A 12,358-nucleotide genomic window follows, 5' to 3' on the forward strand; every position below is an offset into this window, starting at 1 on the left:
TCAAGACCGAGGCGCATACGCAAATACATCGGCGCGCATCTGATGTGCATCCATCCCGGCTTCCACCAGCGCATCCAGAGTCCCGTAGACCATCGCCGGCGAACCGCTGGCGTATACATGCAGGGACTTCAGATCGGCGAAGTCTTCGCACACGGCCTGGTGCAGCATCCCGCAGCGCCCTTCCCAACCGCACTGGTCGCTGACGACTTTGTGCAGGAACAGGTTGGGCAGCTTCAGCCATTCGTCCCAATGCTCGATGTCGTAGAAATCTTCCGGACGGCGTACGCCCCAGTACAGATGCACCGGGTGTTTGAAGCCATTGGCGCGGCAGTGTTCGATCAGGCTGTGGATCTGGCCCATGCCGGTGCCAGCGGCGATCAGTACCAGCGGCCCGTCAGGCAGCTCGGCGAGGTGGGTGTCGCCGAATGGCAGCTCGACACGCACCATCGCGTTGCGTTGCAGCTGTTCGATCAGGCTCAGCGCACTGGCTTCGCGGGCCAGCACGTGGATTTCCAGATCACGCCCGCCGTGCGGCGCCGAGGCCATGGAGAACGCCGATTTCTCGCCGTTTTCACGCTCGATCATCAGGTACTGCCCGGCGTGATAACGCGGCGGCTTGCCGGCCGGCGCACGCAGACGCACGCGCCAGGTGTCGCCGCCGACATCCCGGCATTCGATGACCTGACACGACAGGCTGCGCACCGGCAGTTCTCCCAGCGCGAGCACGCCATCCCACAGCAGGACGCAGTCTTCCAGCGGCTCGGCTATGCAAGTGTAGAACTCGCCGTGGTCATGCACCTTGCCGGCCTGCTCGACCCGGCCTTCCACCAACAGCGCCGCACACACGTGGCAATTGCCATTGCGACAGCTTTGCGGGCATTCATAGCCCAGGCGCCGCGCACCATCGAGAATCCGCTCGCCGGGCCGTATCTCAAGCACGGCTCCGGAGGGCTGCAGGGTTACACGCATCAATCTATTCCTAACTGATTCCAGATGGCATCGATCCGTTGGGTGACGGCGTCGTCCTTGACGATTACGCGGCCCCACTCGCGAGTGGTTTCGCCCGGCCACTTGTGGGTGGCATCCAGGCCCATTTTCGAACCCAGGCCGGAGACCGGCGAGGCGAAGTCGAGGTAGTCGATCGGCGTGTTGTCGATCATCACCGTGTCGCGCTTGGGGTCCATGCGCGTGGTGATGGCCCAGATCACGTCGTTCCAGTCCCGGGCGTTGATATCGTCGTCAGTGACGATAACGAACTTGGTGTACATGAACTGTCGCAAAAACGACCAGACACCGAGCATCACGCGCTTGGCATGCCCCGGATACGACTTCTTCATCGTCACCACGGCCATGCGGTACGAGCAGCCTTCGGGCGGCAGGTAGAAGTCGGTGATCTCCGGGAACTGCTTCTGCAGGATCGGCACGAACACTTCGTTCAGCGCCACGCCAAGGATTGCCGGCTCATCCGGCGGACGGCCGGTGTAGGTGCTGTGATAGATCGGCTTGATCCGATGGGTGATGCGTTCGACGGTGAACACCGGGAAGCTGTCGACTTCGTTGTAGTAACCGGTGTGGTCGCCGTACGGGCCTTCGTCGGCCATTTCGCCCGGATGAATCACGCCTTCGAGGATGATTTCGGCAGTGGCCGGCACTTGCAGGTCGTTGCCACGGCACTTGACGAGCTCGGTGCGGTTACCGCGCAACAGACCGGCGAAAGCGTATTCGGAGAGGCTGTCCGGCACTGGAGTGACCGCACCGAGAATGGTCGCAGGGTCGGCGCCCAGCGCCACGGAGACCGGGAACGGCTGGCCCGGATGCTTCTCGCACCACTCGCGGAAGTCCAGTGCACCGCCACGATGGCTGAGCCAGCGCATGATCACCTTGTTGCGGCCGATGACTTGCTGGCGGTAGATACCGAGGTTCTGGCGATCCTTGTTCGGGCCTTTGGTGACGGTCAGGCCCCAGGTGATCAGCGGGCCGACGTCGCCGGGCCAGCAGGTCTGCACCGGTAGCATCGCCAGGTCGACGTCGTCGCCTTCGATGACCACTTCCTGGCACACCGCGTCTTTGACGACTTTGGGCGCCATCGAGATGATCTTGCGGAAGATCGGCAGTTTCGACCACGCATCCTTCAAGCCCTTCGGTGGCTCCGGCTCCTTGAGGAAGGCCAGGAGCTTGCCGATCTCGCGCAGTTCGCTGACCGACTCGGCGCCCATGCCCATGGCCACCCGCTCGGGGGTGCCGAACAGGTTGCCGAGCACCGGAATGTCGTAGCCGGTGGGTTTCTCGAACAGCAGCGCCGGGCCCTTGGCCCGCAGTGTGCGGTCGCACACCTCGGTCATTTCCAGCACCGGCGAGACGGGAATCTGGATGCGTTTCAACTCTCCGCGCTGCTCAAGCTGCTGCACGAAATCCCGAAGATCCTTGAATTTCATTGACGATGGCACCCTCAAAATAGGCGTACATCCTACCTGCTATGCAGCCCTGTGGCAGCCTGTCGCTGCTTACTTGGCTGCATTCGTCTGTGCTTTTCCACGGTTTTCCCGGGCTTGCAGGCCGATAAACAGCGGCTCAAGGATCGGCGCCACAAACCGCGCACCGACTTCGGACAGATGATTGTCATCGGTGTACAGCGAGTAGCCGCCGAGTTCGGCGTGGCACAGGCCGTTTTCATCACACAGTCGCGGGGCCGGATCGACCACGCGCACCGCCGGATCATTCTGCGCCAACTGCGCGAACAACTGACTGATGAACACCTGACGCTTGTGGTGCGCCTCGACGGCCAGGCCGACGTCATCCACCGGGCGATCGAGCATCGCCAGCCGCGTCAGCCGATACGGCGGACTGAACGCCTGCAACGGCGCCTCTTTCACCAGCCATACGCGATGCCCGGCCGCACGCAATTGCGCGACGCGAGTGCGCAGGCCTGCGGCAAAACGCTGTTCGGCCTCGGCGCGATCGTAACGACCGTCTGGCGTTCTCAAGACATGCCCGAGATCACCCTTGGCGTCGCCGTACAGATACAGGCTCCAGCGTGCGACCAGCACCACATCGCTGATCGCCTGGTTTTTCAGCCCCTGCTCGACCCGCTTGTTGAAGCGCGCGCAGACACCGTCATGCTCCAGCCCATCGACCGGAATGCAACCCGGAGAACTGGCCAGAATCACGCTGACACCGTGGGCTTTGGCACCGTCATCGAACACCGGGATCAGCGCCGTGGCATGGCTGTCGCCCCAGACCATCGCGCGAGTCGGCAGATCCGCCACGCCGTAATGACAGAACAGCTTGTCGTCCGGGGTCTTGTCGTCCGCCAGACACGCCATCAGCTCCGGCCGCCACTCGCGGCCCTTGGCGTATTGCAGCGCCTGCTCGGACAAGCGCCATGGCAGGCCATCAGTCCAACGCAGCGATTGCCCGGCCAGACCGAGCACCAGAATCCCGCAGAAACCGGCCAGCAGAATCTGCCGACGACCGGCGAGCAAGCGCCGTTCACGAAACGGCGTTTCGACGAACTTCCACGACAGATAACCCAACACCAGAGTCAGCAGAATCAATCCGGCCGTGTCGAGCGCGCCCGGTTCGTCGACACTGGCGTAGCTGGAAAACACGAAGACCGGCCAGTGCCACAAATACCAGGAATAGGAGATCAGCCCGAGGCCGACCATCACCCGGCTGCTCAACAATTGCCCCACCAGCGTTTCGCGATGACCGTTGGCCAGAATCAGCAGCACCACGCCCAGCACCGGCAGCAACGCGGTAACACCCGGGAACGGCGTCGACTTGTCATAGGCGAACACCGCCAGCAGGATCAAGCCCATGCCGAGCAGGCTCAAGGCCTGGGCAGCCATCGGCTTCAAGCGCCAGGCGTGTTTCGGCGCGACCGCCAGCATCGCCCCGGCGAGCAACTCCCAGGCACGCATCGGTAGCAGGAAGAAGGCTTTTTCCGGGTGATGCTGGATCGCCCACACACTCAGGCCGAACGACACCAGCAGCACGCCGAACAGCGCCAACCGCCAGTGTTTCAGGCGACTCGAGAGCAACGTCAGCAGCAGCGGGAAGAAGATGTAGAACTGCTCCTCCACCGCCAGTGACCATGTATGCAGCAACGGTTTCAGGTCAGAGGCGACGTCGAAATAGCCGTCCTGGCGCATGAACAGGATGTTCGAGACGAACATCACCTGATAGCGCACCGAACGCCCCAGTTCTTCGTAATCCTTGGGCGCCAGCAGGAACCAGCCCACCGCCAGCACCGCAATGATCATCGCAAACAGCGCCGGCAGAATCCGCCGCGCACGCCGCGCCCAGAACTCGACGAAACTGAAACGGCCAGCCTGACGCTGATTCCAGATGATCGAGGTGATGAGGTAGCCGGAAATCACGAAGAACACATCCACGCCGACAAAACCGCCGGTGAACCCCGGAACGCCAAAGTGGAACAGCACCACGGCGATCACCGCGACTGCCCGCAAGCCGTCGATATCCCTTCGATAAGCGAGTGTGCTCATAAAATCTTTAATGCCAATCAGGTGGTTGTTTTTTATACAGCGCGAGCCCGAGTCAGGAGGCTCGCGAGCGCTGCTTGTTGTATTGCCCGATCACAGACCTTACCAGATCGGGAACCTCCCATGATCCGGACAAAATTCAGGCAAAAAAATGGCGCCCCGCACGGGACGCCATTTTTATCGGATCAACCGGCGATGTTACTTGCGCTTCATCGACAGGAAGAACTCGTCGTTGGTCTTGGTCGTTTTCAGCTTGTCGACCAGGAACTCGATGGCAGCCACTTCGTCCATCGGGTGCAGCAGCTTGCGCAGGATCCACATACGCTGCAGTTCGTCATCGGCGGTCAGCAACTCTTCGCGGCGGGTGCCGGAACGGTTGATGTTGATGGCCGGGAACACACGCTTCTCGGCGATCTTGCGATCCAGAGGCAGTTCCATGTTGCCGGTACCCTTGAACTCTTCGTAGATCACTTCGTCCATCTTCGAGCCGGTTTCAACCAGCGCGGTGGCGATAATGGTCAGCGAGCCGCCTTCTTCTATGTTGCGCGCAGCACCGAAGAAACGCTTCGGTTTCTCCAGGGCGTGAGCATCGACACCACCGGTCAGCACCTTGCCGGAGCTCGGGATCACGGTGTTGTAGGCACGGGCCAGACGGGTGATGGAGTCGAGCAGGATCACCACGTCCTTCTTGTGTTCGACCAGGCGCTTGGCCTTCTCGATCACCATTTCGGCAACCTGCACGTGGCGGGTCGGCGGCTCGTCGAAGGTCGAGGCAACCACTTCGCCGCGCACGGTGCGCTGCATTTCGGTCACTTCTTCCGGACGTTCGTCGATCAACAGCACGATCAGGTGAACTTCAGGATTGTTACGGGCGATGTTCGCGGCGATGTTCTGCAGCATGATCGTTTTACCGGCCTTCGGCGGCGCAACGATCAGACCACGCTGGCCTTTGCCGATCGGGGCGCACAGGTCGATCACACGACCGGTGAGGTCTTCGGTGGAACCGTTACCGGCTTCCATCTTCATGCGCACGGTCGGGAACAGCGGGGTCAGGTTCTCGAAGAGAATCTTGTTCTTCGCGTTCTCCGGACGATCGAAGTTGATCGTGTCGACCTTGAGCAGAGCGAAGTAACGCTCGCCTTCCTTTGGAGGGCGGATCTTGCCAACGATGGTGTCACCGGTGCGCAAGTTGAAACGACGGATCTGGCTCGGCGAGACGTAGATATCGTCCGGGCCGGCGAGGTAGGAAGCGTCAGCGGAGCGCAGGAAGCCGAAGCCGTCCTGGAGAATCTCCAGCACGCCATCACCGGAGATTTCCTCGCCGCTTTTTGCGTGCTTTTTCAGCAGGGAGAAAATCACGTCCTGCTTGCGCGAACGGGCCATATTTTCTATGCCCATCTGTTCGGCCAATTCGAGCAGTTCGGTAATCGGCTTTTGCTTGAGTTCAGTCAGATTCATATAGGAATGACGTAATCATTTATGGAGGGGGGAAATTAAGCTTTTGGCTTAATGAGGCCGCGCCGCGGAGAAGGCGACAGGATCGCGAACTTGTTCGAAAAGGAGTGCGTCGGCGACGGCTAGCAGGGGGCAGTGGAGAAACCAGTGCGGGGCCGAATGTACCACCTGAGTTTCGGAGCGTCTAGCCCTGAATACGCAAAAAGCCCCGCAATTTGCGAGGCTTTTTTTCGGCGTTTTACTGCGACGCTTAGATGTTGGCGTCGAGGAAAGCAGCCAGTTGCGACTTCGACAGGGCGCCGACCTTGGTCGCTTCAACGTTGCCGTTCTTGAACAGCATCAGCGTCGGGATACCACGCACGCCGTGCTTGGCCGGGGTTTCCTGGTTTTCGTCGATGTTCAGTTTGGCGACGGTCAGCTTGCCTTTGTAAGTCTCGGCAATCTCGTCCAGAACCGGAGCGATCATTTTGCAAGGGCCGCACCATTCAGCCCAGTAGTCGACCAGTACAGCGCCTTCGGCCTTGAGGACGTCAACGTCGAAGCTAGCGTCGGTGACGTGTTTGATAAGATCGCTGCTCATGGAATTCTCCAGGTTGTAAGCAAAAAAACGTGGCCCATCATAGCCGCCCTTCCCCTGTTCAGGAAGCTGCAGTTGATTGAGTCTTGCTATGGCACTCGATGAGTCTGGGTATAGCCCAAGTCACGCCGTGGCGGGGGCAATGAAGGCAATTCCGGTGCGCAGGGCGGCGTTGCGCACGTGTTCCTGCATGGCTTTTTGCGCCGCAGCGGACGCCCGGCGCGCGAGGGCGCGAAGAATTTTGCGATGCTCCTGCCAGGTTTCCATCGCCCGTTCGGCGCGGATGAACGGTAGTTTCTGGCTCTCCAGAAAGATCTCGGCGCTGGCGGTGAGGATGCTCAGCATCGCCTGATTGCCGCTGGCCAGCAGAATGCGCCGGTGGAATTCGAAGTCGAGTTTCGCCGCCGCCTCGAAGTCGCCGGCCTTCAATTGCTCACGCATCGCCGCGACGTTGTCCTCCAGCGCGTCCAGATCGAACGTGCTCAAGGTCACCGCTGCCAGCCCGGCGGCAAAGCCCTCCAGCGCATAGCGCAACTGAAAGATGTCCAGCGGCGAGGCCTGCGCTGCAAACGGCCAGCCTTGCGCATTGTCACCCTGCGCAATTTCCACCGGTGCCTGTACGAACACGCCTTTGCCCGGCTGGATACTGACCACGCCCAGCGCACTGAGCGACGACAACGCCTCCCGCAATGACGCCCGGCTGACGCCCAGCTGCACCGCCAGATCCCGTTGCGACGGCAACGCATCACCCGCACCGAAACCCTGCTCGGTGATCAGTTTGCGAATCGCTTGCAACGCCACTTCAGGTACGGCGCGGGAGATCGAGTTCATGGTTTTTCAGACGAGCCAGGCCAAGGTGCGGCTAGTTGTAAAGCTATTCGCCGGATCCGGCAAGTCGTGCCCCAGCAGGGTTCGGCGCCCGCTGCCGATGCGCTATCGGGGTGCGAAAAACAACCTGACTGTTCAGACCAGTAAGACCGAACAAACCCGGCAAACCCGCGGCCTGCCGGCGATAAATCCGGGTATTGGCACGGCGCATGCTCTGTCCGATCGCAGAAATCACTTCCCGTCGTTCCGGAGATTTGCCATGACCCTGCGTTACCGAGCCCTCCTCGCCGCTCTGTTTTCCAGCTTGATGCTGAGCCAGGCCCCCGCCCACGCCGATGGTCTGGACGACGTGGTCAAACGCGGCACACTGAAAGTCGCCGTGCCCCAGGACTTCCCGCCGTTCGGCTCGGTCGGCCCGGACATGAAACCCCGTGGCCTGGACATCGACACGGCAAAACTGCTGGCCGACCAGCTCAAGGTCAAACTCGAACTGACCCCGGTCAACAGCACCAACCGCATCCCGTTTCTCACCACCGGCAAGGTCGATCTGGTGATCTCCAGCCTGGGCAAGAACCCGGAGCGCGAGAAAGTCATCGACTTCTCCCACGCCTACGCACCGTTCTATCTCGCCGTGTTCGGCCCGCCTGACGCAGCGATCAGCAGCCTTGACGACCTCAAGGGCAAAACCATCAGCGTCACCCGTGGGGCCATCGAGGACATCGAGCTGAGCAAAGTCGCCCCCGAAGGCGTGACCATCAAGCGCTTCGAGGACAACAACTCGACCATCGCCGCCTACCTCGCGGGGCAAGTCGACCTGATCGCCAGCGGCAACGTGGTGATGGTGGCGATCAGCGAGAAGAACCCGAAACGCGTGCCGGCGCTGAAAGTGAAGCTCAAGGATTCGCCGGTCTACGTCGGCGTGAACAAGAACGAGCCGGCGCTGCTGGGTAAGGTCAACGAGATCCTCGCCACCGCCAAGGCTGACGGCGCGCTGGAGAAAAACTCGCAGACCTGGCTCAAAGAGCCGCTGCCGGCCGACCTCTGATCGGTCGCGCGGGAGACAATCGATGGCTTATCAGTTCGATTTCATGCCGGTGGTGGAAAACACTGACCTGTTGCTGCGCGGCGCGCTGTTCACCCTGGAGCTGACGGCGATTGGCGCGCTGTTCGGGGTCGGCGTGGGTATCGTCGGGGCGCTGGTGCGGGCGTGGAACATCCGCCCGTTCTCGGCACTCTTCGGCGTCTACGTCGAGTTGATCCGCAACACGCCGTTCCTGGTGCAGCTGTTCTTCATCTTCTTCGGCCTGCCGTCGCTCGGGGTGCAGATTTCCGAGTGGCAGGCGGCAGTGCTGGCGATGGTGATCAACCTCGGTGCGTATTCGACCGAAATCATCCGCGCCGGCATCCAGGCGATTCCGCGCGGACAACTGGAGGCCGCTGCCGCACTGGCGATGAGCCGTTTCGAAGCGTTCCGCCACGTGATCCTGCTGCCGGCACTGGGCAAAGTCTGGCCGGCCCTGAGCAGCCAGATCATCATCGTCATGCTCGGCTCGGCGGTGTGTTCGCAGATCGCCACCGAGGAGCTGAGCTTCGCTGCCAACTTCATTCAGTCGCGCAACTTCCGCGCCTTTGAAACCTATGCGCTGACCACGCTGATCTACCTGTGCATGGCGCTGCTGATCCGCCAGTTGCTGAACTGGATCGGTCGCCGCTATATCGCGAGGAGCAGCCAATGAGCGACTTCACCTTCTGGGACATCCTGCGCAACCTGCTCACCGGCCTGCAATGGACGCTGGCGCTGTCGCTGGTAGCGTTCATCGGCGGCGGCATTGTCGGGCTGCTGATTCTGGTCATGCGCATCTCGAAAAACCCGTTGCCGAGCAATATCGCCCGCACCTGGATCGAGCTGTTCCAGGGCACACCGTTGCTGATGCAGCTGTTTCTGGTGTTCTTCGGCGTGGCGCTGGCCGGGATCGAGATCTCGCCGTGGATGGCCGCGGCGATTGCCCTGACGCTGTTTACCAGCGCCTATCTGGCGGAGATCTGGCGCGGTTGCGTCGAAGCGATCCCCAATGGCCAGTGGGAAGCCTCGTCGAGCCTGGCACTGAATCCACTGGAGCAACTGCGCTACGTGATCCTTCCGCAGGCGCTGCGCATTGCCGTGGCGCCGACCGTGGGCTTCTCGGTGCAAGTGGTGAAAGGTACTGCGGTGACCTCGATCATCGGTTTCACCGAGCTGACCAAGACCGGCGGCATGCTCGCCAACGCCACTTTCGAACCGTTCATGGTCTACGGCCTCGTCGCCCTCGGCTACTTCCTGCTCTGCTACCCCTTGTCGCTCAGTGCGCGCTACCTGGAAAGGAGACTGCATGCCTCTGCTTAGAATTTCCGCCCTGCATAAATACTACGGCGATCACCACGTACTCAAAGGCATCGACCTGAGCGTCGAGGAAGGCCAGGTGGTGGCGATCATCGGCCGCAGCGGCTCGGGCAAATCGACCCTGCTGCGCACCCTCAATGGTCTGGAGTCGATCAATGACGGGGTGATCGAAGTCGATGGCGAATACCTCGACGCCGCCCGCGCCGACCTGCGCAGTCTGCGGCAGAAAGTCGGCATGGTGTTCCAGCAGTTCAACCTGTTCCCGCACCTGACCGTCGGCGAGAACGTGATGCTCGCCCCGCAAGTGGTGCAAAAAGTACCGAAGGCCAAGGCGGCCGAACTGGCACGCAAGATGTTGGAGCGCGTCGGACTGGGGGAGAAGTTCGACGCCTTCCCGGATCGACTCTCCGGTGGGCAGCAACAGCGCGTGGCGATTGCCCGCGCGCTGGCGATGTCACCGAAAGTGTTGCTGTGCGATGAGATCACTTCGGCGCTGGACCCGGAACTGGTCAACGAAGTGCTTGCCGTGGTGCGCCAACTGGCCAAGGAAGGCATGACATTGATCATGGTCACCCACGAAATGCGATTTGCCCGGGAGGTTGGGGATAAGTTGGTGTTCATGCACCATGGCAAGGTGCATGAAGTGGGGGATCCGAAGGTGTTGTTTGCCAATCCGCAGACGGCGGAGCTGGCAAATTTCATTGGTACCGTCGAAGCCGCCAACTGATCCCACATCCTCTGTGGCGAGGGAGCTTGCTCCCGCTCGGCTGCGCAGCAGTCGTGAAACCCGCCGACCGCGATTTACCTGAATATCAAGGTGAATGGCTTCAGGGCCGCTTCGCAGCCCAGCGGGAGCAAGCTCCCTCGCCATAGAAGCTGTGTTGGATCAACGGTTTGAACCATGCGCGTTGGCGTCAGCGTTTGATCGTGGCACGATGGCGGGGTTATCGACCGAGACCCCCTGACCATGCCGCAATCCAAAGCCAAGAATCTGTCCCTGATCGCCGCAATCGACCTGGGCTCCAACAGCTTCCACATGGTCGTGGCCAAGGCCCAGAACGGTGAGATCCGCATCCTGGAGCGCCTCGGAGAGAAAGTGCAGCTCGCCGCCGGTATCGACGATGAGCGCCATCTCAACGAAGAATCGATGCAGCGTGGCCTCGACTGCCTCAAGCGCTTTGCCCAACTGATCAACGGCATGCCACTGGGCGCCGTGCGGATCGTCGGCACCAACGCCCTGCGCGAAGCGCGCAATCGCCTGGAATTCATCCACCGCGCCGAAGAAATCCTCGGCCACCCGGTGGAAGTCATCTCCGGCCGTGAAGAAGCACGGCTGATTTATCTGGGCGTTTCGCACACCCTCGCCGACACCCCGGGCAAGCGTCTGGTGGCCGATATCGGCGGCGGCAGTACTGAATTCATCATCGGACAGCGTTTTGAACCGCTGCTGCGCGAAAGCCTGCAAATGGGCTGCGTCAGCTTCACCCAGCGCTACTTCAAGGACGGCAAGATCACCCCGGCCCGTTACGCCCAGGCGTACACGGCGGCGCGGCTGGAGATCATGAGCATCGAACACGCCCTGCATCGCCTGACCTGGGACGAAGCCATCGGCTCCTCGGGCACCATCCGCGCCATCGGCCTGGCGCTGAAGGCCGGCGGGCATGGCACTGGCGAAGTGAATGCCGAAGGCCTGGCCTGGCTCAAACGTCGTCTGTTCAAACTGGGTGACGTCGACAAGATCGACTTCGAAGGCATCAAGCCTGACCGCCGGGCGATCTTCCCGGCGGGCCTGGCGATTCTCGAAGCGATCTTCGACGCCCTCGAACTGCAACGCATGGATCACTGCGAAGGCGCGCTGCGTGAAGGCGTGCTCTACGACCTGCTCGGCCGCCATCATCACGAAGACGTGCGCGAGCGCACTCTGACCTCGCTGATGGAGCGTTACCACGTCGACTTGGAACAAGCGGCGCGGGTAGAACGCAAAGCCCTGCACGCCTTCGATCAGGTCGCCGCAGACTGGGAGCTGGATGACGGTATCTGGCGCGAATTGCTCGGTTGGGCAGCGAAGGTCCACGAAGTTGGCCTCGATATCGCGCACTACCACTACCACAAGCACGGCGCCTACCTGATCGAGCACTCGGACCTTGCCGGGTTCTCCCGCGAAGACCAGCAAATGCTCGCTCTGCTGGTGCGCGGCCATCGCCGCAACATCCCCAAAGACAAATTTGCCGAGTTCGGTGACGACGGCGACAAGCTGATCCGCCTGTGCGTGCTGCTGCGCTTCGCGATCCTGTTCCACCACATCCGTGGTACCCAGGCGATGCCGCAAGTGACGCTGCACGCCAAAGGCAACACCCTCGACGTGGAATTCCCGGAGAACTGGCTGGATGAGAATCAGCTGACTCAGGCTGACTTTGGCCTCGAAGCCGACTGGCTGACGCGGGTGGGGATCGTCCTCACCGTCCACTGACAGTCCCCCTGTAGGAGCTGCCGAAGGCTGCGATCTTTTGATCTTGTTTTTAAGATCAACATCAAAAGATCGCAGCCTCGTTTCACTCGACAGCTCCTACAGGGGAATTCGAAGTACAAAAAAGGCGATCCGTGGGGATCGCCTTT

Annotated in this window: 11 protein-coding genes; 5 read left to right on the forward strand and 6 right to left on the reverse strand. The window is 61.2% G+C overall.

The window, feature by feature from the left end; genetic code table 11:
* The 6 genes from BW33_RS01705 to BW33_RS01730 all read right to left on the reverse strand — a co-directional run bounded on the left by BW33_RS01705 (position 1) and on the right by BW33_RS01730 (position 7,365).
* The gene (locus BW33_RS01705) at positions 1 to 969 is read right to left on the reverse strand and encodes a CDP-6-deoxy-delta-3,4-glucoseen reductase (protein ID WP_047596694.1); all 969 of its coding nucleotides are present in this window, start codon (positions 967 to 969) and stop codon (positions 1 to 3) included.
* Complete coding sequence (gene ubiD / locus BW33_RS01710; RefSeq protein WP_003229330.1) at positions 969 to 2,435, reverse strand: 4-hydroxy-3-polyprenylbenzoate decarboxylase; 1,467 nt, start codon at positions 2,433 to 2,435, stop codon at positions 969 to 971. Before ubiD ends, BW33_RS01705 begins: the two co-directional genes overlap by 1 nt.
* A 69-nt stretch (positions 2,436 to 2,504) precedes the next feature.
* The gene (locus BW33_RS01715) at positions 2,505 to 4,505 is read right to left on the reverse strand and encodes an acyltransferase family protein (RefSeq protein ID WP_047596695.1); all 2,001 of its coding nucleotides are present in this window, start codon (positions 4,503 to 4,505) and stop codon (positions 2,505 to 2,507) included.
* A 195-nt stretch (positions 4,506 to 4,700) separates the two neighbouring features.
* Entirely contained in the window at positions 4,701 to 5,960 is a 1,260-nt protein-coding gene (rho, locus tag BW33_RS01720; protein ID WP_003229334.1) for a transcription termination factor Rho, read from the reverse strand.
* Between the two features lie 247 nt (positions 5,961 to 6,207).
* Positions 6,208 to 6,537 carry a thioredoxin TrxA gene (gene trxA, locus BW33_RS01725; protein WP_008150340.1) on the reverse strand — a complete coding sequence of 110 codons (330 nt, stop codon included), beginning with the start codon at positions 6,535 to 6,537 and terminating at the stop codon, positions 6,208 to 6,210.
* A gap of 120 nt (positions 6,538 to 6,657) precedes the next feature.
* Complete coding sequence (locus tag BW33_RS01730) at positions 6,658 to 7,365, reverse strand: FadR/GntR family transcriptional regulator (protein ID WP_047596696.1); 708 nt, start codon at positions 7,363 to 7,365, stop codon at positions 6,658 to 6,660.
* Positions 7,366 to 7,621: 256 nt separating this feature from the next.
* Between BW33_RS01730 and BW33_RS01735 the strand changes: the two genes are divergently transcribed.
* The 5 genes from BW33_RS01735 (at position 7,622) to ppx (ending at position 12,212) form a co-directional block, all read left to right on the forward strand.
* Positions 7,622 to 8,407, forward strand: coding sequence for a transporter substrate-binding domain-containing protein (locus BW33_RS01735; protein WP_047596697.1), 786 nt, complete (start codon positions 7,622 to 7,624; stop codon positions 8,405 to 8,407).
* Between the two features lie 22 nt (positions 8,408 to 8,429).
* Complete coding sequence (locus tag BW33_RS01740; RefSeq protein ID WP_047596699.1) at positions 8,430 to 9,098, forward strand: amino acid ABC transporter permease; 669 nt, start codon at positions 8,430 to 8,432, stop codon at positions 9,096 to 9,098.
* A complete protein-coding gene (locus tag BW33_RS01745) occupies positions 9,095 to 9,745 on the forward strand; it encodes an amino acid ABC transporter permease (protein WP_007968438.1) in 651 nt (216 codons plus the stop codon). Before BW33_RS01740 ends, BW33_RS01745 begins: the two co-directional genes overlap by 4 nt.
* Complete coding sequence (locus BW33_RS01750; RefSeq protein ID WP_047596700.1) at positions 9,732 to 10,469, forward strand: amino acid ABC transporter ATP-binding protein; 738 nt, start codon at positions 9,732 to 9,734, stop codon at positions 10,467 to 10,469. The genes BW33_RS01745 and BW33_RS01750 overlap by 14 nt, the downstream gene beginning before the upstream one ends.
* Before the next feature lie 240 nt (positions 10,470 to 10,709).
* Entirely contained in the window at positions 10,710 to 12,212 is a 1,503-nt protein-coding gene (gene ppx / locus BW33_RS01755; protein WP_027610472.1) for an exopolyphosphatase, read from the forward strand.
* Positions 12,213 to 12,358 lie beyond the last annotated feature (146 nt).

Origin of the sequence: Pseudomonas sp. RIT288, from assembly GCF_000631985.1 — a bacterium.
Classification (GTDB): domain Bacteria; phylum Pseudomonadota; class Gammaproteobacteria; order Pseudomonadales; family Pseudomonadaceae; genus Aquipseudomonas.